25 protein-coding genes and 1 tRNA gene are annotated in these 22706 nt (G+C 65.8%); 8 read left to right on the top strand and 18 right to left on the bottom strand.

Annotation, left to right across the window (positions count from 1 at the left end; genetic code table 11):
* Position 1: 1 nt before the first annotated feature.
* A complete protein-coding gene (locus tag QRO91_RS04805; RefSeq protein ID WP_197650096.1) occupies positions 2-3121 on the bottom strand; it encodes a discoidin domain-containing protein in 3120 nt (1039 codons plus the stop codon).
* 225 nt (positions 3122-3346) lie between these two features.
* On the opposite strand from QRO91_RS04805, the gene QRO91_RS04810 reads away from it, so the two are divergent.
* Complete coding sequence (locus QRO91_RS04810) at positions 3347-3643, top strand: hypothetical protein (RefSeq protein WP_197632274.1); 297 nt, start codon at positions 3347-3349, stop codon at positions 3641-3643.
* A gap of 83 nt (positions 3644-3726) precedes the next feature.
* Here the strand turns inward: QRO91_RS04810 and QRO91_RS04815 are convergent, their stop codons facing one another.
* On the bottom strand, positions 3727-4803 hold the full coding sequence (locus QRO91_RS04815; protein ID WP_197650097.1) for an MBL fold metallo-hydrolase: 1077 nt from the start codon (positions 4801-4803) through the stop codon (positions 3727-3729).
* Between the two features lie 104 nt (positions 4804-4907).
* Here QRO91_RS04815 and QRO91_RS04820 point away from each other — a divergent pair, with 104 nt between their 5' ends.
* Positions 4908-5519 (top strand): TetR/AcrR family transcriptional regulator, encoded by a 612-nt coding sequence (locus QRO91_RS04820; RefSeq protein ID WP_049430713.1) that lies wholly within the window; start codon positions 4908-4910, stop codon positions 5517-5519.
* Here QRO91_RS04820 and QRO91_RS04825 read toward each other — a convergent pair.
* Complete coding sequence (locus tag QRO91_RS04825; protein WP_049430711.1) at positions 5516-7462, bottom strand: EAL domain-containing protein; 1947 nt, start codon at positions 7460-7462, stop codon at positions 5516-5518. The two genes, QRO91_RS04820 and QRO91_RS04825, sit on opposite strands and share 4 nt — an antisense overlap.
* 95 nt (positions 7463-7557) lie before the next feature.
* Entirely contained in the window at positions 7558-8274 is a 717-nt protein-coding gene (locus QRO91_RS04830) for an SDR family oxidoreductase (RefSeq protein ID WP_197619566.1), read from the bottom strand.
* Between the two features lie 220 nt (positions 8275-8494).
* Here QRO91_RS04830 and QRO91_RS04835 point away from each other — a divergent pair, with 220 nt between their 5' ends.
* Complete coding sequence (locus QRO91_RS04835) at positions 8495-9298, top strand: APH(3')-II family aminoglycoside O-phosphotransferase (protein WP_197650098.1); 804 nt, start codon at positions 8495-8497, stop codon at positions 9296-9298.
* Here QRO91_RS04835 and QRO91_RS04840 read toward each other — a convergent pair.
* A complete protein-coding gene (locus QRO91_RS04840) occupies positions 9271-9696 on the bottom strand; it encodes a DoxX family protein (protein ID WP_197650099.1) in 426 nt (141 codons plus the stop codon). The two genes, QRO91_RS04835 and QRO91_RS04840, sit on opposite strands and share 28 nt — an antisense overlap.
* Positions 9697-9839: 143 nt before the next feature.
* On the opposite strand from QRO91_RS04840, the gene QRO91_RS04845 reads away from it, so the two are divergent.
* The 3 genes from QRO91_RS04845 (at position 9840) to QRO91_RS04855 (ending at position 12568) form a co-directional block, all read left to right on the top strand.
* Complete coding sequence (locus QRO91_RS04845) at positions 9840-10430, top strand: TetR/AcrR family transcriptional regulator (RefSeq protein WP_197650100.1); 591 nt, start codon at positions 9840-9842, stop codon at positions 10428-10430.
* A complete protein-coding gene (locus QRO91_RS04850) occupies positions 10427-11461 on the top strand; it encodes a DUF418 domain-containing protein (RefSeq protein WP_197619570.1) in 1035 nt (344 codons plus the stop codon). The genes QRO91_RS04845 and QRO91_RS04850 overlap by 4 nt, the downstream gene beginning before the upstream one ends.
* 99 nt (positions 11462-11560) lie before the next feature.
* Positions 11561-12568 carry an aminoglycoside phosphotransferase family protein gene (locus QRO91_RS04855; RefSeq protein ID WP_100443601.1) on the top strand — a complete coding sequence of 336 codons (1008 nt, stop codon included), beginning with the start codon at positions 11561-11563 and terminating at the stop codon, positions 12566-12568.
* Between the two features lie 181 nt (positions 12569-12749).
* Here the strand turns inward: QRO91_RS04855 and QRO91_RS04860 are convergent, their stop codons facing one another.
* From QRO91_RS04860 to QRO91_RS04890, 7 genes are all read right to left on the bottom strand, one after another.
* A complete protein-coding gene (locus QRO91_RS04860; protein WP_049431043.1) occupies positions 12750-13637 on the bottom strand; it encodes a DMT family transporter in 888 nt (295 codons plus the stop codon).
* A 32-nt stretch (positions 13638-13669) separates the two neighbouring features.
* Positions 13670-14731, bottom strand: a complete 1062-nt coding sequence (gene murB, locus QRO91_RS04865) for a UDP-N-acetylmuramate dehydrogenase (protein WP_197619572.1) — start codon at positions 14729-14731, stop codon at positions 13670-13672.
* 8 nt (positions 14732-14739) lie between these two features.
* Entirely contained in the window at positions 14740-15795 is a 1056-nt protein-coding gene (locus QRO91_RS04870; RefSeq protein ID WP_099552874.1) for a quinone-dependent dihydroorotate dehydrogenase, read from the bottom strand.
* An 8-nt stretch (positions 15796-15803) separates the two neighbouring features.
* Positions 15804-16574, bottom strand: a complete 771-nt coding sequence (locus tag QRO91_RS04875; protein WP_197650102.1) for a class I SAM-dependent methyltransferase — start codon at positions 16572-16574, stop codon at positions 15804-15806.
* A 5-nt stretch (positions 16575-16579) separates the two neighbouring features.
* Positions 16580-16864, bottom strand: a complete 285-nt coding sequence (locus QRO91_RS04880; RefSeq protein WP_049431031.1) for a DUF4190 domain-containing protein — start codon at positions 16862-16864, stop codon at positions 16580-16582.
* A gap of 159 nt (positions 16865-17023) precedes the next feature.
* Complete coding sequence (locus QRO91_RS04885; protein WP_049431028.1) at positions 17024-17833, bottom strand: SDR family NAD(P)-dependent oxidoreductase; 810 nt, start codon at positions 17831-17833, stop codon at positions 17024-17026.
* 40 nt (positions 17834-17873) lie between these two features.
* Entirely contained in the window at positions 17874-19406 is a 1533-nt protein-coding gene (locus QRO91_RS04890; RefSeq protein ID WP_005413146.1) for an aldehyde dehydrogenase family protein, read from the bottom strand.
* A 183-nt stretch (positions 19407-19589) separates the two neighbouring features.
* Between QRO91_RS04890 and QRO91_RS04895 the strand changes: the two genes are divergently transcribed.
* Positions 19590-19666: transfer RNA gene (locus QRO91_RS04895), tRNA-Arg, on the top strand.
* A gap of 93 nt (positions 19667-19759) precedes the next feature.
* On the opposite strand, the gene QRO91_RS04900 is transcribed toward QRO91_RS04895, so the two are convergent.
* The 6 genes from QRO91_RS04900 to QRO91_RS04920 all read right to left on the bottom strand — a co-directional run bounded on the left by QRO91_RS04900 (position 19760) and on the right by QRO91_RS04920 (position 21809).
* A complete protein-coding gene (locus tag QRO91_RS04900; RefSeq protein ID WP_238378613.1) occupies positions 19760-20239 on the bottom strand; it encodes a tyrosine-type recombinase/integrase in 480 nt (159 codons plus the stop codon).
* 26 nt (positions 20240-20265) lie between these two features.
* The gene (locus QRO91_RS04905) at positions 20266-20631 is read right to left on the bottom strand and encodes a hypothetical protein (RefSeq protein WP_258015543.1); all 366 of its coding nucleotides are present in this window, start codon (positions 20629-20631) and stop codon (positions 20266-20268) included.
* Positions 20606-20941, bottom strand: a complete 336-nt coding sequence (locus QRO91_RS04910; protein WP_235643856.1) for a hypothetical protein — start codon at positions 20939-20941, stop codon at positions 20606-20608. The genes QRO91_RS04905 and QRO91_RS04910 overlap by 26 nt, the downstream gene beginning before the upstream one ends.
* An 11-nt stretch (positions 20942-20952) precedes the next feature.
* A complete protein-coding gene (locus QRO91_RS04915) occupies positions 20953-21135 on the bottom strand; it encodes a hypothetical protein (RefSeq protein ID WP_049431024.1) in 183 nt (60 codons plus the stop codon).
* A gap of 109 nt (positions 21136-21244) precedes the next feature.
* Complete coding sequence (locus QRO91_RS22570; RefSeq protein WP_196757850.1) at positions 21245-21664, bottom strand: DNA N-6-adenine-methyltransferase; 420 nt, start codon at positions 21662-21664, stop codon at positions 21245-21247.
* Positions 21665-21668: 4 nt separating this feature from the next.
* Complete coding sequence (locus QRO91_RS04920) at positions 21669-21809, bottom strand: hypothetical protein (RefSeq protein WP_171968965.1); 141 nt, start codon at positions 21807-21809, stop codon at positions 21669-21671.
* Positions 21810-22006: 197 nt separating this feature from the next.
* Between QRO91_RS04920 and QRO91_RS04925 the strand changes: the two genes are divergently transcribed.
* Complete coding sequence (locus QRO91_RS04925) at positions 22007-22600, top strand: hypothetical protein (protein WP_049431021.1); 594 nt, start codon at positions 22007-22009, stop codon at positions 22598-22600.
* Positions 22601-22706: the final 106 nt, after the last annotated feature.

Below are 22706 nucleotides of genomic sequence, written 5' to 3' on the forward strand. Positions count from 1 at the left end.
TCTACCAACGCGCCTCCAGTGCCCGAAACGGCTTCGCCAACCGCACACCCTCGGCATCGAAGTCGGAAACGCTACGTCCATCCACACGCACCGTTTTCGGCATCGTGCGCGCCGGCCACCAGACCTTCACCGCCGTCCCGTTGCGCAGCCCCTCGCCAAGCGCCACCGTCAGCACGCCGTCGCGCTGCCGCGCCTGCATCTGCAACGTGCCATACGCGGTCGGCAGGCGTTCCACCGCCAAGCCATCGCCCGCCACCCACGACGGCGGCGTGCCTGGCAGCAGCGACAGCGCATCATTGTCTTCGCGCATCAGCATGCCGAACAGCGTGCGGCCGTACTCGGCGCCGATCCAGGTATGGGGCATATCGCCGAGATAGCGCGGGAACCGCAGCCGCGAATGCACCACTTCGGCCAGCACCTGCCACTCAAGCGGGCGCCGATCGTGCAGAAGCCCCTGCAGCAGCTCGTCGGCCACCTGTGGCTGGCCAAGGTGCACGTAGCTCAGCACGTTGCGGATCTCGTATGGCGTGTAGGCGTACAGCGCGCCGGGCTGGCTGCGCTTGCGCACGTCATCGAGATAGCGGGCGAAGGTGGTGCGCAGCGCTTCGGCGGGCAGCACGCTCTGTGCGCCGGTCGGATCCAGCGCGATCGATACCCCGGTGGGATCGCCATCGCCCAGGTCGGCCGAGGAGGGAATGAAGTCGATGCCCTTCCACGCCATCGTCGCCCGGATCGAGGCGTGCAGCGCGTCGTAAAGCAGTTTGTACTGTTCCCGTGCCCACATCGCAGTCTCGTGGTCGCCCAGCGATTCAGCCAGCCACGCGCCGTCGTGCCAGCCCTTCAGTCCCCAGTAGTCATCCCAGTAGCTGTGGGTGGGCGAGGGATAGCCCTCGTGGCTGATCGATGGCGCAAGAATGCCGGCGAAGCGCTCCGGCGCTGGCTGGTCGGCCATGTAGCCGGGCACCAGCGTGCGCTCGCGCAGTTCCTGCAGAAAACGCAGCGCCGCCTTCACTTTCGGCAGATAGGCACGCACCGACCCGGGCCCGCCGTCGAGGCGCGCGACATCGGCCACCAGCGCGACGTACTGGCCCTGGCTGTCGTACTCGATGTCCGAGCCGAAGCCGGTATTGACGCTGCCATCGTCGTTGAGGATGGGCGAGACCAGGCCGTTGGCATGCACTCCGTGTTTGCTGTACCAGGCCAGGTAGTCACGCGCTACGCGGGCTTCGCCCATGCGCAGCAGCACCGCCGAGGTGGCCATGCCGTCGCGGATGAAGGAACGGTTGTAGTTGCGCGGGCCAGGCTGCATGGCTGGGCCGGTCTGGTTGATCAGCATGTAGGCGGCCTGCGCGCGCAGCATGTCCACCAGTGAGGGATCGGGCAGGCGCAGGCCGACCTGGCCCAGCCGTGCCTGCCAGTCCGCAGAGGCCTGTGTGGCCAGGGTGTCGAATGCCGTGTTGGCGTCGCGCGGCAGCGAGGCCAGATCGAGCGGTGGTGCCTCGGGCAGCACACCCTTGGTATCGGCGGCGGCAGTACCCAGCGGGAAGGCAACCACGACGGCATCACTGGCACCCGGATCCAGCGAGATACGGTAGTCCATAGCGGCGGCGGCAAGACCCTGCTCATCGCGTGCCTGCTGGGTGGAAGGCAGCTTCCCAACGGCGAGGGCCGAGGTGATTTCCGTGGCCCCCTCCTTGCCGAAGGGCGCCGCACCAGACGCCCATACCGGCGTGAGCGAATACAACAACGTGCGGCCATTGATGCGCACGGCCTGACGGTCTACAGCAACGTCGCGGATCGGCGACAGGCCACCGTTCTGCCACGGCGGATTCATCTGCATCGGGCGCACGACCAGGCTGAGCGTGCCTTCGATCCTGGCGCTGCCCGTGTTGTGCAGGCGATGCCGCAACAACGTTACCGGCTGGCCATCACGTTCGATGGCGAACACTTCGCTGCGCAGTTCCAGCCCAGGCTGCGGCGACCAGGTGGCGGAGGGCATCGGCTTCCAGCCATCACGCAAAGCATGCTGCACGTTCTGCCCGGCGGCACCTGCAGTGCTCCCACTGGCGCTGCGCCAGATCGGCTGCACCAGCGGCGCGCCCTTGAACGCTTCCAGGTTGCCGTACTCGTCGAAGATCGATTTCTGTCGCCCGGCATGCACCCCAACAGCGGTCCAGTAGGTCTGCTGCATCTGCAGCGAGGCCGGGAACAACGCGCGTTGCGCACCGCTGGCGGCAATCTGGTACTGCTTCATCGGCGTCATCACCGCCTTCGGCCCGAGCAGGCGCAGGCGTGCCACCGTTGGTGCAGGACCCTCCACGCTCAGGCGGAATGCACGCACGGATTGCGCGGTATCGGCGGCGAGCCAGCTCTGCTTGTGATCTGCCGCCTGCGCATCGTGGGCCAGTTCCTGCCAGCGGCCTTGGGCGTCCTGTGCCTGCAGGCGGGCCGCACCGCGCGCGCCGTCGGCCCATTCCACTGCCAGGCCAGCCGTGGATTGCGTGCGCGGCAGCGTGATGTCGAGCGTGTGGCTGCCACCTTTCCCGGTCGGCAAGGCGACCGGACTGCCGCCTTGCCAGAGTGCGGCTGCCTGCGTCGCATCGACACCGCCGATGCGCGCGCTGAGTGTGCTGTCCAGTGGCTCCATCTCGAAGATCGACACGCCCCAGTCGGAGGTGCGCCGTGGACTGGCCAGCCGCAGGTAGCGTGCCTGGCGTGGTGCGAAGTACAGCGTTTCAACGTCGCCCAGCGAATCGGCCATGGTGTACGCGGTCTGCCACTGCGTGCCATCCAGCGAGGTCTGCAGTGAATAGCCTTCCGGATTGGAGACATCCCAGGTGAGGCGCGCGCCGGCCAGCAGGGTGGGCGCGCCCAGGTCGATCTGGAACCAGTGGCCGGGGCTGAAGGCGCCGCCGGTGACGGTCTTCGGGTCGCCGTCGATCAGGTGGCTGATCGCCATCGCCGGCACCTGCTGCGAGGAACTGCTGGCCTGCCATTGACTGCGGGGGGGAAGGGTCTGTGCCTGTGCGGCAGCGGCGAGGGCGGCCAACAGCAGGGTGGCGGCAGATTGCCACGGGAAGGCTGAGCGGGAGACCTTGGAGCGTTCGGCGCGCAACGTCATTACGGACAGCCTCGCAGGTTCGACCGGTATCGGGCGAGCGCTACGCTAGCAAGGTATGTAATCGGTTACATGACGCGCTGCAATAGGTTGCGGATGATCCCCGGTCGCCTCCTTCGTGGGCTTGAGTCACGATTCATCGATGGGACTGACGCATGTGGCTCTGGACGCCTGCCGGCTAGGTCATACGCTGATTGATAGCGACCTCAGGTCTGAAATGGATTGATGATGGAATTCAGCTTCACGCTGATGTATCGGGTGCCCGATACCGGAGAAGATCTCAGTGCATTTGAGCGATGTCTTGCAGAGTCGGGATGTGACGATGCATTGCTGGGCAGCGGTTTGCCGGGCATCTTGGCGTTGCGATTCTGGCGAGAGGGAACGGCCGCAAACGATGTCGCGCGTGACACATGCGCGCAGGTCCAGAAGGCGCTCCCGGAAGCCGAGTTGATAGCGGTGCATTCTGATGTCAGCAATGCTGCCAGCGTCTCTACCTGCAGTTTCGCCAGAGCTGAGCCTGCTTGACTTCCACTGAACACGTTTCAGAAGCAGCCGAGCATGGCTCGGCTCTACAGGGCCTTGGGATACATGACGCCCCGTCACGCCGGTTACAACTCCACCGTCTCCCACCAGCGCGTACCCGCCTGCGGCGCCTGCATGTCCAGTGCTTCGCCCATCATCGGCGTAGCCACCGGCACGTTCTTCGCGGCCGCCAATGCGGTGATGCGCTCGAACGGCTGCTGCCACGCGTGCAGGGCCAGGTCGAAGGTGCCGTTGTGGATCGGCAGCAGCCACTTGCCGCGCAGGTCCAGGTGCGCCTGCAGGGTCTGTTCCGGCTGCATGTGCACGAACGCCCATCGCGGGTCGTACGCACCGGTTTCGATCATGGTCAGATCGAACGGGCCATACTTTTCGCCGATGGCCTTGAAGCCGTCGAAGTAGCCGGTGTCGCCGCTGAAGAAGATGCGGAAGTCGCCGTCCTGGATCACCCACGACGCCCACAGGCTGCGGTCGCTGTCGCCCAGCCCGCGGCCGGAAAAATGCTGGCCCGGGGTGGCGGTCAGGCGCAGGCCGTTGGCTTCGGTGGATTGCCACCAGTCCAGCTGTTCGACCTTGGCGGCGTCCACGCCCCAGGCGATCAGCTGGTCACCCACGCCGAGCGGTGCGATGAAGCGCGCGGTCTTGCCGGCCAACTGCATCACGGCGGCGTGGTCGAGGTGGTCGTAGTGGTTGTGCGAGAGGATCACGCCGGCAATCGGCGGCAGCTCGTCGATGCTGATCGGCGGCGCATGGAAGCGGGCCGGTCCCATCCACTGGACCGGCGAGGCGCGCTCGGAAAACACCGGGTCGGTCAGCCAGTACTGGCCGCGAAGCTTCAACAGGATCGTGGAATGGCCGATGCGGAACAGGCTGCGGTCCGGCGCAGCGTCCAGCGTGGCACGGTCCAGCGGCTGCACCGGGATCGGATGATTGGGCACGGTGCCCTTGGGCTTGTTGAACAGGAAGGTCCACCAGATCTCCAGGCCGTCGCGCAGGCCCATTGCCGGCTTCGGCAGGGCGTTGCGGAACTTGCCGTCGCGGTACTGCGGCGAGTCGGGGAAGTCGGGGAGGGACCAGGACTTGCAGAAGGTGTAGGCGGTCACGGCGAGGATTCCAAGCAGGAAGACAAGGAGCAGGCGCTTCATGGGTGACGTCCGCTGAATACACTGCACAGTGTAGTTTCCGTTTTTTGAAAAGTACACTGACGGGTGTAAAATGTCGGTGTCCGTTCAGCTATCCGGTTTCCGCCATGCCCCGTGCCCCGCAACGCCTGACCGACCGCAAACGCGAAGCCATCGTGCGCGCGGCGGTGGAGGAGTTCCGTGCCTCGGGCTACGAGGCGACCAGCATGGACCGCATCGCCGAGGTGGCCGGGGTCTCCAAGCGCACCGTCTACAACCACTTCCCGAGCAAGGAAGCGCTGTTCTCGATGATCCTGGAGGAGCTGTGGGAACGCAGCGTAGCCAGTGATACGTTGCCGTACCGGCCTGACCAGACGCTGCAGGCGCAGCTGCTGCAGTTGGTAGGGCAGAAGCTGGAACTGCTCAGCGATGCCAACTTCATCGATCTGGCGCGGGTGGCGATGGCCGAGATCATCCATTCGCCGGAGCGCGCGCAGGCCATCGTCTGTCGCATGGGCGAGAAGGAAAGCGGCGAGAGTGCCTGGATCCGCGCGGCCATCGCCGATGGCCGGCTGCGCGAGGTTGATCCGGAATTTGCTGGCCACCAGCTGCACGGCCTGGTGAAGAGCTTCGCGTTCTGGCCGCAGGTGACGATGGGGCAGGCGCCGTTGAATGCGCATGAGCGTGCACGCGTGGCCGAGTCGGCGGTGGCGATGTTCCTGGGCTTCTACGCAGTCTAGTTGGCGGCGAAACGGCGGAACTCGTCGGCCGGCAGCGCTGCCGAGTACAGATAGCCCTGGCCGACATCCACGCCAAGTGCACGTAGTTGTTGTTCCTGCGCCAGGGTCTCGGTGCCCTCGGCCACGACAACCGCACCGCAGCGGTGCGCGACTTCGACGATGAAGCGCACGATCGACTGCGACTTGGCGTCGGACAGCGTGGCGATCAGCGCCTGTTCGATCTTGACCTCGGCAATGGCCAGCTGCGAAAGCAGGATCAGGGTTGAATAGCCGGCGCCGAAATCATCCAGCGACAAGGTGACCTCGGCCGCCAGCAACTGCGCGATGTTGGCATCGACCACGTCGCGCTCGACGATCTCGGTCCATTCGACAATCTCCAGGCGCAGCATCTCACCAGGCACATCGTGCAGCTGCAGCAGTTCCTGCAGGCGCTGGCCAAAGCCGGGCTGGCGCAGGGACTCGGCGGAAACGTTGACGGCAACGGTCAACGCTGTGGCATCACGCCGGCACTGCTGCAGGAAATGGATGGCCGACTGCAGCGTGGCCCATTCCAGTTCGGCCAACCGCCCATGCCGACGCAGCAGGGAGATCACGCGCATCGGTGCGATCATCCTGCCCTCGGTATCGCGCATGCGCAGCAGTGCTTCGGCGCCGACCAGCCGGCGATCCTGCAGGCGATGCTTGGGCTGGTAGCACAGCGGCGCATCCCCCTGCTGCAACCAGCGTTCGAGTGAGCTCTCGATCAGGGCGTCGATCTCGCTGTCGCGCTGGATCGGGTCATCAAAGAACACCACGCCCGATTCGATCGCGCTGAGCGCCAGGGTGATCGCGCGGAACGGCAGGTGGCCGTCGTCTTCAGGGGTTGGGGGCTTGAGCTCCACCACCGCGCAGCGGAACAACGGGCGGAAGCCCGGCCAGTCACGGCCGACCCGGTCAGCCAGGTTGCTGGCCAGCTCGGTGATCTGTGGTTGCGTGCGCAGTTCGGGCAGGGTCAGGTCGCGTACCAGGATCGCCAGCGCGGCGTCGCCGAACTGATGGATCTCCAGCTGTCCGGTCGGCAGCGCGGGCAGCAACCGATGCACCTCGTCGGTGGTGTCGCGCTGCCACAGGCCGTTGTCCTGCAGAGGACCATAGCGCAGGCGCAGATCGCGCAGGTTGCCCATCTCGGCCACGATCAGGCAGGCCTTGCCGATGCCGTCGTTGTCGCGCCAGAAGTGCTGCAGGCGTTCGCCGAGCGCGCGCATGTTGGGCAGGCCACTGATCGGATCGATACGCAGCCAGGCCTGTTCGCGTTGGCGCTGCACGTCGATCTGCGCATCGTTGTAGACCAGTGCGAACACCGCGCCCAGCATCAGCAGTGACAGCGGCAGCGCCAGCAGGCGCTGGATCGCCAGCTCTTCCACCGGCAGCAGGTCGGCGCCGATGATCGCCACGCCCAGGGCCAGGCCGAACGCGGTGACGGCGATGCGTACGCCCCAGGCCTGCAGGATCATGCGCAGCGAGAGTTCATTGAGCATGCGCGGGTGCAGGCGCCTGCGCAGCCAGACGCCTGCCAACATCTGCAGTGCGGCCTCCAGGCCAGCAGGCAGGAAGTACAGCGTGCCTGCGAACTGGTAGCGGGCCAGCAGGCTGGCGCCGAGGCAGGCCAGGCCGCCGCGCCAGCCGCCAAGCAGGCCACTGACCAGCAGGATGTCGAAGCCCAGATGGAGCTTGACCACCCCTTGCGTATAGCGGGCCACGAACCACGAGTTGAACAGGTAGATCAGGCCCAGCGCTACGCCTACGTACAGGCGGCGGCCTTCAATGGCGTGGCCGGCGCGACGGGTGGCGATCAGCAGCACGCCGATCATGCCGATCACCGCCGTGGCCTGCAGCAGGTACAGCGGCAGGCTGGGCAGGGCGCTGTCCAGGACCTGGGCCGCAACCCGTGAAAGCGCATCCATAGCAGGTTCCCGCCTGTGACCGACGGCCAGTGAGGAGCAGGGTAAACCACGGCCGCCTGTGCGGCCACCGCGAGTGCGCTGCGCTGCCCCTGGGGTCAGTAGCGCGGGTCGGCGATGGCGGGCAGTACCAGTTCACGTACGAAGCCGGACGGCGACAGCTGCAGCAGCGCACGCACCATGGTCACCACGTCGTGCACCGGCACCAGTTCGCCATCGCCGCGCGCTGCCGCCGCTGCCACGGGAACCGACAGTGCATCGTCGGTATTGAGATAACCCAGCTGCAGGCTGGTCACCGCCAGGCGTCGATCACGGAAGCCTTCGCGCAATGCGTCGGCGATGCCGTTGAGTGCGAATTTCGAAGCGCCGAACGCCACTTCCGGGCGGCCGCTGCGTGGCAGGGCCGAGGTTGAGCCGGTCAGCACCAGTTGCGGGCGCGATGCCTGCAGCACGCGAGGCAGCAGGCGGCGCAGCAGCATCAGGGTGGCGGTGACGTTGACGTCGATCAGCTGTGCGAGGGCACTGTCGGATTCATCGAGGAAGGCGTAATCGTCGCTGAAGGCGTTCGCTTCCCAGATGCCCAGATTGTGGATCAGCACGTCGATATCGGCTGGTGCCTGCGTCGCGATATGGTCGGCGGCCAGGGTTGGTTGGGCCAGGTCGGCTTCGATCCACTGTAGGGTGACGCCCGCAGGGCATTGGATGTCGCGCGGGCGACTGCGGGAGACGCCGACAACGGTATCGCCGGGTTGGCACAGGCCTTCAACGAATGCCCGCCCCAAGCCCCTGCTGGCGCCGATGACCATCAACTTCATGCTGCTTCCTTGTCGTTGGGAGTTGCAGCGGCCGCTGCTGCCTGTACGGGGCCGGCTACTGTGGACGGCGCGCGGCAATTCGTCCATTGCGTGCGCGTCGGCGTACTCATTCCGTTCAGCACGGTGCCACGCCAGGCGCACCTTTGCAGGGATGGGCGCGAACCGGAAGGGTGCGCGACAATCGGCAGTGCCATCCACCTGCCTGGGTCGTTGAATGCACATGGACGAAAACGAAGCGGTCCCCTGCGGGATGCAGCTGCCGCAGGCATGGCAGGAAATGCTGACCGACGCACACATCGAACGGCAGTCGATCGGTGTGTCGCGTGCCGACGTCGCCCGCGTCCATCGATCGGGCCAGGCGGATGCCTTCCTGAAATCGGAAGTGATCGATGCCTTCAGTGAACTGGGTGATGAGATCGCCCGGCTGCGTTGGCTGCAGGCGCAGGGGCAGTCGGCGCCGACGGTGATTGCCACGACCGAGGAGGGCGGTCGGCGCTGGTTGTTGATGAGCGCGCTGCCCGGCCGCGACCTGGCCTCCTCGCCGGAGCTCGCGCCGAGGCAGGTGGCAGAACTGCTGGCTGACGCACTGCGTGGGCTGCATGCCGTGCCTGTAGCCAACTGCCCGTTCGACCAGCGGTTGGCATCGCGCCTGCAGGCCGCACAGGTACGCGTCGAGGCGAGGCTGGTCGATGCCGATGACTTCGACGACGAGCGGCTGGGCCAGAGCCCGCAGCAGGTTTTCGCCGAGCTGCGCGCTACCCGGCCCGCTCATGAAGACCTGGTGGTCAGTCATGGCGATGCCTGCCTGCCCAACCTGATGGTGGCCGATGGGCGGTTCACCGGCTTCATCGATTGTGGCCGATTGGGCGTGGCCGACCGCTATCAGGACCTGGCCCTGGCCGCGCGCAGCCTGGTCCACAATTCCGGTGAGACCCGCTGTGTCGCCACGCTGTTCCGGCGCTACGGTGCGGTCCCTGATGAGCGGCGGCTTGCATTCTATCGGTTGCTTGACGAGTTCTTCTGAGACCGCGCACGGCTGGCGATGGCTGCGCAGATCAGGCCACCCACCACGCTCAGGTGTTCCAGCGCGAAGAACAGGGCCAGTTGCTGTTCTGCACCTTGCTTGGCCCAGAAGGTGTGCACGATGACGATGGTCAACAGCATGAACACCGCAAGTGCGCCGCTGCCCAGCCACAGCAGGCGATCGAGCAGCAGGCACAGTGAGCCGCCCAGCAGCACCATGGCGCTGGCGATGTTGAACAGCGCAGGTCGGTGCAGCCCGGCCGCCTGCATCTCGGCGACGCTGTTGTCCCACGCCATCAGTTTGGCCAGGCCCGAGGACAGGAACACCACGGCCAACAGCAGGCGGGCGAGGAACCACAGCGCGCGGCTGTCGAGCAGGGTGGAGATCATCCGTGGCATGCAGCAGCTCCGGGTTGAGCGTTGGGCAGGGCGGGCAGCATCGGGCCTCAACAGCGGTTGAGGTCAAGGCTGCCTGAACGAAGCCCGGTGGTGGCCGGGCTACCCTCTTCAAAAGGGACGAACGTTCGTTCACTATTTGTGACATGAGCAGAATCGACCGCAATGAGCAGCGCATGATCCTGATCCTGCAGGCGGCACTGCAGTGCTTCCTCGCAAAGGGATTTCACCAGACCAGCATGCGTGACATCGCGCAGGCGGCCGGCGTCAGCCTGGGCAATCTCTACAACCACTTTCCGGGCAAGGAAGCGATCATCCTCGCAGTGGCGGTGGCCGAGAGCGAAGAACTGGCACCGTTGCTGCAGCGACTGGTCGCGTCCAATGGCGAGCGTGCACAGGTACTGGTTTTCCTTCAGGACTTCCACGCACTGTGCCGCCAGCCGGAATGGGCGACGCTTGCCGTCGAAGTGCTGGCCGAGAGCGCACGCAATCCGGCCGTGGCCGAGGCATTTGCGGCCAATCGCAGGCAATTGCAGGCGACGCTGGCCGAAGCCCTGCAGCAGGTGGCTCAGCGCGAGCGGCGGCGTCCCGTGCTGGCAGCGGCACTGCAGGCGCAGGTGCTGCTGGATGCCATCGAAAGCGATGCACTACGTCGGGGGCTGGGCGAAGCCGATGGCACCGATGGGGCATCGCTGGATCTTGGCCTGCTCGCGCGGCTGCTCGGGGCACGCGCATGAGCGCCGATGACCGGCGCTTGCACGGCCTGGATCTGGCCCGCTATCTGGCGCTGGCCGGCATGGTGCTGGTCAACTTCCGCCTGGCGATGGCCTTGCCGGCGGAGGGTGAGGGTTGGTTGGCAGGATTCTTCCATCTGCTGGAAGGCAAGGCGTCGGCGACCTTCGTCACCCTGGCCGGTCTTGGCCTGGTGCTGGCTACGCAGCGGCAGCAATGGTGGCCAGCCAGCGTGCAGACCTGGCGGCGCGCGCTGTTCCTCCTGGTGCTGGGCCTGCTCAATCTGACCGTGTTCCCCGCCGACATCCTGCATTACTACGCGGTGTACTTCGCGCTGGCCGTGGTGTGGCTGCGCGCCTCCCCGCAGGTATTGCTGGCCAGCATTGTTGGCCTTGCCGCCTGTTCGTTCTGGGCGCTGCTGCACTGGGACTACAGCCAGGGATGGAACTGGCAGACGCTGGAGTACGCCGGCCTCTGGCAATGGCCAGGTGCCGCGCGCAACCTGCTGTTCAATGGCTTCCATCCGCTGCTGCCCTGGCTGTGCTTCTTCCTGCTGGGCATGTTGCTGGCGCGGCTGCAGTTGTCGCAACCGCGGGTGCAGCGTGCACTGCTGGTGCTGGGCGTGCTGTTGATCGGTGCCGGCCAGGGCGTGCAGCATCTTGCGCAGGGAACGCCATGGCAGGCGTGGCTGGGTACGCAACCGATGCCGCCGGGCCCCGCCTACGTGCTTACCGGTGCGGGCGCGGCCTGCAGTGTCATCGCCGCCTGCCTGTGGCTGGCACGGGTACATCCGGGCGACTGGCTGGAGCCGTTCACGGCGGCAGGGCGCATGACCCTCACGCTCTATGTCGGCCACATCCTGCTGGGCATGGGAACACTGGAAAGCCTTGGCCTGCTTGATGGGCGTGCTTCGCTTGCGTCGGTGCTGTTGTGGGCGCTGTTGTTCCTGATGCTGGCGACAGGCGCGGCGTGGCTGTGGTCGTGGCGGTTCGCACGCGGTCCGCTGGAAGCGATGATGCGGCGCATCGCGGGCTAGTCCTTTGGTCGCGCCGAGGTGATGTTGTGACGGACATGTCTGTGTCGCGGCGATCGCATCTGCGATAGTGGCGGCAGGTATTACTTTCCGCTTGCATCCATGTCATTCGCTTCGGCGCAGCATCTCGGCGAAGTCCTGCAACAATCCTATGGCATTACCGCCACCGCCGTGGTGCCGCGCCCGGTGGGCGCCGACGCCAATGCCAGCGTGTATCGTGTGGACGCGCGCCACGGGCAATGGTGGCTGAAATGCCGCACGTACCAGGTTGATCCGGCGGTATGGGACAGCCTGCACTGGCTGCGCGGTACGCTGGGCATCGATGAAATCGTTGCCCCGTGGCCGGCGTTGACCGGTGGCGCGTCGGTGCAGCGTTGGGGATTGCAGTTCACCCTGTTCCCTTACATCGAAGGCCAGTCCGGGTTCGAGGCGGCGTTGAGCCATGGGCAGTGGCGGCGCCTGGGCGAGGTGCTGCGGCGCCTGCACGCGTCTCAGCTGCCGACCGAACTGCAGGGTGCGCTTCCGACCACGCGGCTGGAAACTGCGGCACTTGAGACCGTTGGGCAGTGGCTGGCCGGCGAGGGCCTTGCGGCTGCAAAGGATGGACTGGGCCGTGCATTCGTTTCCGTATGGGACCGGCAGCATGCGCGCATCACCGCGCTGCACGCGCAGGCACTGCAGCTGCACGCGGCATTGCAGGAGGTTCCGGTTGACCTGCACCTGTGTCATACCGATCTGCATGCCGGCAATCTGCTGATGGGCAATGACGGTGGCCTGCACCTGATCGATTGGGACGGCCTGTCGCTGGCCCCGCGTGAGCGTGACCTGATGTTCATCGGTGCCGCGGTTGGCGGGCGCTGGGGGCGTGAGAATCCGCTGGGCTTCGAGGAGGGCTATGGCAGCGACCGCGGCGACCCGCGCTGGATCGCGTGGTACCGGCACTGGCGCATCCTGCAGGACCTGATCGAGTTCCAGCAGGTGTTGCTGGGCAGCGATGGAGAGGAGCGTTCGCCTCCATTGCGGCGGCAGTCGCTGCACTATCTGGGCGAACAGTTCGCGCCGGGCAATGTGTTCGATGCTGCGGAGCGTGCGTATCGCGCGCTGGCGTAGGTTCCGGGCCGTTGCCAGGATCGCCCCGGGTTGCCAGGATCGCCCGGGTAGAGTCGACTGTTAGTCGACTGCTCTTCGAATGAACCAGCAATGCCCGCGCTGCGCGCGATAGTCGACTAACAGTCGACTCTACCCGCAGCCTGTCCGTGCACGACCCATGGGTTGTCCATGCAGGTGGTTTTCATTCTGCGGGCTTGGCCGCTGCCGAGGCCGCCGCACTTGCGGCACGCCGCGACAACACCGCTTCGCGGTGGGCGATGTAGGCGTTCGCGGCGAGGATGATGCTGGCGCCGATGAGCGTCCAGCGATCCACGCTTTCGTTGAACAACAGCCAGCCGAAGAGTGTTACCAGCGGCAGCTGCAGGAAGCTGATCGGGGTCAGTGCCGAGACTTCACCGAGCCGCAGTGCCCGCGTCCACAGCAGCTGGCCGATAGTGCCGAGTACGCCGGTGGCCAGCAGCCACAGCCAGGCGATGCCGGTCGGCCAGACCCAGACGAACAGGGCCGGCACCAGCGACAGGGGTACCCAGAACACGTAGGTGTAGAGCACCACGGTGTCGGCGCTGTCGACGCGGGTCAGCTGCTTGATCTGGATCGCCACCAATGAGCTGAGCACGGCGGCAGCCACCGCCACCAAGCTGCCCGCGGTGAAGCCCGCGGTACCGGGCCGCACGATCACCAGCACGCCGATGAAGCCGACCACGACCGCAGCCCAGCGCCGCACGCGCACGGTTTCCCCCAACCACAGCACGGCGGCAATCGTGACGAACAGCGGCGTGGAATACGACAGCGAAACCGCCTGCGCCAAAGGCAGGTGGCCCAGCGCCCAGAACGCGCACAGCATCGAACCGAGGCCGATCGCACTGCGCACGAAATAGCGCGGCAGCTGCTGGGTCTTCAGCGGCGCATGGCCCGGGCGCAACAGCATCGGCAACAGGGCCAGCAGGCCGAAGGCGTTGCGGAAGAACGCTACTTCCTGGGTCGGCACGTAGCGCGTGGCATAGCGGATCGCCACCGCCATCAGGCCGAACGCCATCGTACTGCCGAGCATCAGCAGCGCCGCCCGCATCGGAGTGGCGCTTGGGGAGAGGGCGGGGGTGCTCACCACTGGGCGCCGAGCAGGCGGGGCTCCGGTTCGATCGGCACGCCGAACTTCTCCAGCACCGAGGCCGAGATGCGGCGTGCAAGTGCCAGCAGTTCAGCGCCGCTGGCGTTGCCATGGTTGACCAGCACCAGCGCGTGGCTGGCGGCCACGCCGGCATCGCCTTCGCGGAAACCCTTCCAGCCGCAGGACTCGATCATCCAGGCCGCCGAAACCTTGCGCTTGCCGTCCTGGTCGGACGGGAACACCGGCAGGTCGGGGAAGTGCTGCAGCAGCACGTCAACCTGTTCCAGCGGCAGCACCGGGTTCTTGAAGAAGCTGCCGGCATTGCCCAGCACGTCCGGGTCGGGCAGCTTGCGGCGGCGGATCGCGATCACCGCATTGGCTACGTCCACCGCACCCGGCAGTTCCACGCCCTGTGCCTGCAGTTCCTCGCGGATGCCGGCGTAGTCCATGCGCAGGTCATGCAGCAATGGCAGCTTCAGCTCGATGGCAGTGATCAGGTAACGGTCCATCTGCTGCTTGAACACGCTGTCGCGGTAGGCGAAGCCACACTGTTCGTTGTCCAGCCGCACCCAGGCCTGTTCCTGGCAGTCCCAGGCCTCGACGGCCTGGATGAATTCGCCAACCTGCGCGCCATAGGCACCGATGTTCTGGATCGGCGCGGCACCGGCGGTGCCGGGAATCAGGGCCAGGTTTTCCAGGCCGGACAGGCCTTCCTGCAGCGACCACATCACCAGGCCATGCCAGGGCACACCGGCGCCGGCGCGGATCACCGCATGGTCGGCGCGGTGTTCAAGGAAACTGATGTCGCGGTTGCCGAACACCAGCACGGTGCCGGGCAGGTCTTCTGCGATCAGTACGTTGCTGCCGCTGCCCAGCACCAGCAGTGGGCCGCTGGCCACTTCGGGCAGCGCCAGCACTTCCGGCAGCAGGGCAGCGTCGTGCAGTTCCAGCAGCTGTGCCGCGCTGGCCTGCACATGGAAGGTGTTCAGTGCCTGCAGGGGCGCATTGCGGGTGAGCGTCCAGCGCAGCGGTGCGGCTGCATCGGTGGTGTCCATGGGCGCGCTCACAGCGGCGCCACCGCGCCGCGGCTCGGCGCTTCGCGGCGGCGACGGATCGCCTCCACGCATTCGGAGACCAGGGCGGGGCCACGGAAGATCAGGCCGCTGTAGCACTGCACCAGCGCGGCGCCGGCGGCCATCTTGGCCACGGCATCGGCACCGGACAGGATGCCGCCGACACCGATCAGCGGTACCGATTCGGGCAGGCGCGAACGCAGGCGGCGCAGCACCAGCGTGGACTGCTCCAGCACCGGCGCGCCGGACAGGCCACCGGCCTCGTTGGCCAGCGGATCGCCGGCCACCTTGCTGTGGTCGATGGTGGTGTTGGTGGCGATCACGCCGTCCACCTGCAGTTCGCCCAGCACGCGCGCGGCGGCATCGATGTCGCGTTCACTGAGGTCCGGCGCCACCTTCACCAGCATCGGCACGCGGCGACCGTGCTGCGCAGCCAGGGCTTCCTGGCGGTCACGCAGCTGGCTGACCAGCTGGCGCAGTGCGGTCTCTTCCTGCAGCTCACGCAGGCCGGCGGTGTTGGGCGAGGAGATGTTGACCGTGATGTAGTCGGCCAGCGGATACACCTTGTCCAGGCAGGCGATGTAATCGTCCACGGCCTGTTCGTTGGGGGTGTCCTTGTTCTTGCCGATGTTGATGCCGAGCAGGCCGCGACGGTTGCGCGCGCGTTCGACATTCCGCACCAGCGCGTCCACGCCTGCGTTGTTGAAGCCCATGCGGTTGATGATCGCGTTGTGCTCCGGCAGGCGGAACAGGCGCGGCTGCGGGTTGCCGGCCTGCGGGCGCGGGGTGATGGTGCCGATTTCGACGAAGCCGAAGCCCAGCGCGAACAGCGCATCGATATGCTCGCCGTTCTTGTCCAGGCCAGCAGCGAGGCCGACCGGATTGGGGAACGTCAGCCCGAACACGGTGCTCGGCATCGGCGCGATGCGGGCGGCCAGCAGCGGCGTGGTGCCGGTGCGATAGGCCAGGTCCAGTGCGGACAGGCCGAGGCCGTGGGCGCGCTCGGCGTCGAGCGAGAACAGGAAGGGGCGGGCAAGCGAATACATGCGTCGGTTCAGTCCAGCGTGCCGAGGAAGGCTCGGGTTCGATATTCAAAAGCAACCTGGCCGTCGACCGCGTGGGCGGCGAACAGGTCCTGCAGAGCGGCGATCATCGGCGCATGGCGCGGGTGACCGGGTTGGGGGGCATAGGAGGAGGACAGCAGGCGCCCTTGCAGGGCATCCAGATCCAGGTACTGCACGTTCGGCAGCTGCACCATGCCGCGCAGCCCGGCGCCGAACCAGGCCTGCATGGTGGCGTCGTCCTGGTAGCGCTCGGCCACGGCGGTGTAGTCGGTGCCGTAGTCCAGCAGCAGCTGTTCGTAGCCGACCAGGAACGGGCTGGCATCGAGCAGGCGCGAGTTCCAGTAGATCAGTGCCTGGCCACCCGGGCGCAGGATGCGCTGCCACTCGGCGCGCACCGCTACGGTATCGAACCAGTGGAAGGCCTGCGCGACGCTGACCAGGTCAACGCTGGCATCGTCCAGGCCGGTGGCCTCGGCGCGGCCGTCGATAGCGCTGAATCGTGGGTACTGCGGTGCCAGCCACTGCTCGGACGCAGCGCGCATGGCGGCGTTCGGTTCCACCGCAATGACCGGATGGCCGGTGGCCAGGAACAGGCGGCTGGAAATGCCGGTGCCGGCGCCGATGTCGGCGACCACGGCCTCGTGGCTGACGCCCATGGGTCCATGCAGCCACTCCAGCAGGGCGGGCGGGTAGTCGGGCCGGTAGCGGACGTAATCGGCGACGCGACTGCTGAAGCGTTCAGTGCTGTCGGAAACGGTCATGGCGATCAGTTCGACATCGCGGCGAGCCAGGCCAGGCCGCCGAAGAACAGGATGAAGACCAGGATGGCGGCGACTACCGCGCCGACCATCACCCAGCCCAGCACAAGACCGGTGACGGCAAGGCCATCGCCTTCCAGTTCCTGCGGGCGGCGGCGGATCTCGGCGCGGGCCATGTGGCCGGTGACGATGGCCACGATGCTGGCCACGAAGGGCAGGACGGTCCAGCTGGCGATGCCCATGACCAGGCTGACTACGGCCAGGGCGCTTGTCTGTCGGGGTGCCACGCTCATCGGGGTCCTCCTTGGCAGTGTGCACATGATAGTGCCTCTGCCCGGGCAATCCCATGGGCAGCGCCCTGTAGAGCCGAGCCCATGCTCGGCTGGACCCTGGACAATGCAGTGTCGACCGCGCCTCGCGCGCTAGCCGAGCGTGGGCTCGGCTCTACAGATTCAGCCCATCAACACCTGGCCGCCGTCCACATTGAGCACATGGCCGGTGATCCAGCGCGCCAGCGGCGAGCACAGGAACAGGGCCGCGTCGGCAATCTCGCGCGGATGGCCGAAGCGGCCGAACGGGATCTTCGCCACGGTGCCGTGGTACAGCGCGGGGTCTTCGGTGCGGCGGCGATCCCACAGGCCATCGTCGAATTCGATGGAACCGGGTGCGATGGCGTTGACCCGGATCCGGTCCTTGGCCAGCGCCAGTGCCTGCGAGGTGGTGTAGTGCGACAGCGCGGCCTTGGCGGCGGCGTAGGGTGCGCCGCCGGGGCGTGGCTGCTGTGCGGCGATCGAGGACAGGTTGAGGATGCAGGCATCGCTGGATGCGCGCAGCCAGGGCAGTGCCAGGCGCGAGGCCCGCACCGCCGCCATCAGATCGATCTGCAGGCTGGCGGCCCAGCCATCTTCGTCATCGGCCATGCCGTAGCCGGTGGCGTTGTTGACCAGCACATCGATGCCGCCGAGTGCGTTGGCGGCAGCGTCCAGCCACACCTGGATCTGGCCAATGTCGGCCAGATCGGTGGCAAACGTGTGCAGCGACGTGCCTTGGGCATGGGCGTCGGCCTGCAGGGCGTCCAGCCCGGCCTGTCCGCGGGCGCAGGCCGATACCTGCGCACCGGCAGCAGCGAATGCCAGCGCCATTTCACGGCCAATGCCCTTGCTGCCGCCGGCGATCAGCACGCGGCGGCCGGTGAAATCAATCACCGGCTTGCGACCTTGTAGAGCCGAGCCATGCTCGGCTGCATTTCCAACGGTGTTCATGGCGCATCCTGCCGAGCATGGCCTGGCACTACAGAAGGCATCACAGATCGAACTTGATGCCCTGGGCCAGCGGCAGCGAGTCCGAATAGTTGATGGTGTTGGTCTGGCGGCGCATGTAGACCTTCCAGGCGTCCGAACCGGACTCGCGGCCACCGCCGGTGTCCTTTTCGCCACCGAAGGCGCCGCCGATCTCCGCACCGGACGTGCCGATGTTGATGTTGGCGATGCCGCAGTCGCTGCCAGCGGCCGACAGGAACTTCTCGGCAGTCTTCAGGTTCTGCGTGAAGATCGAGGACGACAGGCCCTGCGGCACGCCATTCTGCATGTCGATGGCTTCATCGAGGGTGTCGTACGGCATCACGTACAGGATCGGCGCGAAGGTCTCGTGCTGGACCACGGCATCGCTGTTCTTCAGGCCGGAGACAATCGCCGGCAGCACGAAGTTGCCGGCGCGGTCGATGCGGGTGCCGCCGGTTTCGATGGTGCCGCCGGCAGCCTTGGCCTGGGCGATGGCATCGAGGAACTGCTGCACGGCGCCGTCGCTGTTCAGTGGGCCCATCAGGTTGGCCGCATCGGTCGGGTCGCCGATCTTGCCTTCGACCTGCTTGTAGGCCTTGACCAGGGTGGCCAGCACGTCGGCGTAGATCGAGCGGTGCACGATCAGGCGGCGGGTGGTGGTGCAGCGCTGGCCGGCGGTGCCGACGGCGCCGAACACGATGCCCGGCACGGCCAGCTTCAGGTCGGCGGTTTCGTCCAGGATGATGGCGTTGTTGCCGCCCAGTTCCAGCAGGCAGCGGCCGAGGCGGCGCGCGACCTTCTCGTTGACGGTGCGGCCGACCTGGGTCGAGCCGGTGAAGCTGATCAGCGGCACGCGACGGTCATCGACCATCTTTTCCGACAGCGCGGTACCAGCGTCGTTGATCAGGAAGAAGATGTCCGGGAAGCCGGCTTCGCGCAGGGCATCGTTGCAGATCTTCAGCGAGGCGATGGCGGTCAGCGGGGTCTTGTTCGACGGCTTCCAGATGCACACGTCGCCACAGATGGCGGCCAGGAACGAATTCCAGCTCCACACCGCGACCGGGAAGTTGAAGGCCGAGATGATGCCGACCAGGCCCAGCGGGTGGTACTGCTCGTACATGCGGTGGCCGGGGCGCTCGGAATGCATGGTGTAGCCGTACAGCATGCGGCTCTGTCCCACGGCGAAATCGGCGATGTCGATCATCTCCTGCACTTCGCCATCGCCTTCCGGCTTGCTCTTGCCCATTTCCAGGGCGACCAGCGAGCCCAGCGCATCCTTGTGCTTGCGCAGCGCTTCGCCGCACAGGCGCACGGCTTCACCGCGACGCGGCGCCGGCGTGGTGCGCCAGACCTTGAAGGCTTCCTGGGCGCGGGCGACGACAGTCTCGTACTCGGCCTCGGTGGTCGCGCGGACCTGCGCGATCGGCTCGCCGGTGGTCGGGTTGACCGGGGTGATCAGCTCACCGCTGGTCGCGCTCGACCACTCCCCGTTGCCCAGGTACGTGCCAGCGTTGATCGCGTCCAGGCCAAGGGACTTGAGCAGCTCGGAAGACATGCAGACTCCTGTGTTTCGTTACGTTGTTTGGTGCCATCGCGGGCAGGTGGGGGACGCGATGAACTGAATCGCCGATGGTAGCAGAGCGGCCTGTCCGGCCATGGTGCAACGCGCCAGCGCCGCCGTGTGGAGCACGAATGCTTGGAGGGCAGGGTGTGTTGCCTGTAAACTTCCCGGCTGCATGGCCCCGTAGCTCAGCTGGATAGAGCGTCCCCCTCCTAAGGGGAAGGTCGCCCGTTCGAATCGGGCCGGGGTCACCAGAATCAACAACTTAGGCGGACTCAGTGGTGAGCATTTCCCACTGTTTCCCGCATATCCACAGGATTTGGTCCCAGTAGGCCCAGCGCTCCTGCTCAGTACCTGAGCTTCGCCACCGCGCCATCGTCGCCCTCAGGCGTCAGATGGGCGTAGAACTTCTCGGTCGTGGCGTAATCGGCATGGCCGGCCAGAATCTGCACCCTTCGCAATGGCACTCCGGCCATCACCACGTGGGCGCAGAAGGTGTGCCGTAGCCGGTGGAGGCTGCCGCCGATCCCAGCCCGCTTGGCATCGGACGCGAACCAGTCGGATACGGTGTCTTTGTGCACGGCCACCAGCGGATCGGGTAGGCGGCGCAGCGCCCAGCGCGCATACCGGTTAAGCTGCACCTCGCGCCACTTGCCTGACTTCGTGCGCCCCTGGCCATCTTCGTCTGGCTCGCTCTCGACCCTGAGTCTGCTCCCTGCCGCCGAATCCTTGCCCAGTCCAACCAGCTCACCACGGCGCAGACCCGTGTGGGCCATGAAAAGCCACAGAGGCGCCCGACCGGGGTTCGCACGATACAGCTTGCGCATCGCGGCCCGGTCGTAGAACCGCACCGCTACGCTGCGGACGCCGCGCGTGCCTGGGTTTCCTCCAGCGGGTTGAAGTACAGTTTCTTCCACTTCACGCCACGCCGGAACGCGGCCTGCAGCCTACGCACCTCCTTGCCCACGGTCTCTGGTGCCACCTTGTCCTTGGTCAGGCTATCTGTCTTGTATGACTCCATTTCCATCGGGCGCAGGGTGTCGATCGATCGATGGCCGAAGCGAGCAATGAACAGTCGGACCTCGCTCTTTGCCTTGCCGTGCGTAGTCGGGTCTTCCACCTTGTACCAGTCCAGGTACGCCTCCAGGAAATCCCTGACAGTGGGCAGCCGGGGAGGATGCGCACACCATGGGTCAGTTCCGCTTCTTTCGCTGCTCATACGCGCTCAGTCTCGCGTGGGCTGACGCGACCAATGGCGACACGGCTTCGCTTGCCGCCTTCCCGCCAGTTGAGGTACGCGGCGCCATCGCGCCAGACGATTGTGACCTTGACCATTGCTTGGAGCCGTAGATTGCAGAGTAGAGGGCAGCCTTCTCGTAGAGCTTCTTGCCCATGAAATTTCGTGGTTCGATGCCGTAGTCGGCGATGTTCGAATCGAACTGGCTTCGTGACACCCCGCAGTAGTGCGCGGCCTCGTCCACGGTCAGCCAGTCCTTTCCGACGATGTCCAGCTTTTCAGCAGCTCTCATCCGGTCCTCCTTTAGTTCGTGGCCAGCGGAGCGCGCAGCTGCTTGGTGGCCTGGGTTGCTGCATCGCGCATGCGCAGAACCTCTGCGCGAAGGCAGATCACTTCATCGGCCGCGACCACCAGCTGCTCGCGCAGCACGTCCTTGGCCGGCTGCTTCATGCGGCGCGGTTCGCGGGGGAAGAGCTGGGCGTTCATGCGGCAGCCCCGAACAGGTCATCGTTCTTTCGAAATGCCGGTTCGAGCTTCATGCAATACCCTTCGAGCCCACAGGCGGCCAGCTGCCGCGCGTTGGATTCCCCGTAGGCTATGAGGACGGACGGTGCCCGTCACTCATTGCTGGTTTGCCGTCTGGTGAACAGAACGCGATGCGGCCGCGCAAGAACAGAACTGCGTGGGCCCGTGGCCAGACCTGATCCTGGAACATGGTCGTCTCGGTTCGTGCAAAAACCAGAGCCACACCGTTCCCATGTTCCGCCATCCGCTGAAGCCAGCGAACGGCTTGGGCCCCATATGGCGGATTGCACCACACCCGACCTTGCCACTCCGCCGTCAGGCCGTCCCCGGGCAACTCGATGTGCCTGGCGGCCGACGGCCAAGGGCGTGGCGAAGGGGCTGCGCAGGGGTCGAGGTCGAAGGGACCGAGCGCGGCGAGGATGTGTGGCGGCGTGAGCCACGTTTCCTTGTTGAAGCCGCCGCCGTCGGCGTTTCCAAACTTATTGGCCATGAGCTCACCTCCGCCAGCACCAGCGCAGCCCGGCGCGCGCGGCAAGGCATGCGCGGCTGATCGCCCACAGGGTGGCGATGCCGGCCGCAAACCCGGCCAGGGCGAACACGTGGACCATTGCGGCGGTGAGCAGCTGGTCAGTCATGGGCAATCTCCGAGAGACGCGCAGTCGTGGCAAATGGATTACTAGGCAGGATGGAGCAGTGGGCAGCCCCAATGTGCAGATTCCGATGGTTGCCCGTCGCCGAAAGCGCGCCGTTATCTGGTTTAGCGCTGAGCGCCGTGTCAGACACGGCGGCTCTCCATGGCAGAATGGCGTCTCCACCATATGGAAATGGCCAGATGATCGTTGCTGAAGTCATGGTTCCTTGCTTCAATTTCGCGCCCACCTGTCGACTTGACTGGACGGCCGTGTCTGCTATCGGTGGTTGGGCTGCTGCCATTGCCACATTTCTCGCGGTGTACGTTCCCGCTCGCAACTACAAGGTGGATAACGAGAGGCGTGCCACGCGAGAGCGTCAGATCTCGTTTATCGAAATCAATCGTCTTCTTCCGAAAATCCTCGACGTGCGGGATCAAACTAAGACGATTAAGAACAAGATCCTGCCTGAAATACCGAAGGCCTTGGCCGCTGGGGCCGACGCCAAGACTGTCTCAGGTCTTCTGAGGGTTAAGGGGCAAGTTCCATTTGTCATCCTCTCTGATGGCCTGGAAATGATCTCTATTGGTGTCTCCAATTTGCAGTCCAGCCTTGATGTGCTGAATGCCTTTCTGGACGCCGGCGAGGAGATTGATATGTATGGTAATCATCCTTTTCATAGACTCTCTGATTACACGACGGCTCTTGACAACGTGGAGCTCGCCGCCCAGAACGTCTTGCTCGCGATAAAGAAGCTCACCGGTATTGACCTTGGAGGCCACGAACAAGGGAGTTGAGTGTCTGTGGTTCAGCGATCAGCATTGATTGGATCGCATGATCGCGCGCCGCGGCGGTCGGTCAGGATCATGTCGCGGTTGCTGGTCTCGCTCCAGACGACGGTAG

This window comes from Stenotrophomonas maltophilia group sp. Smal32 (assembly GCF_030237085.1).
Lineage (GTDB): Bacteria > Pseudomonadota > Gammaproteobacteria > Xanthomonadales > Xanthomonadaceae > Stenotrophomonas > Stenotrophomonas maltophilia_Q.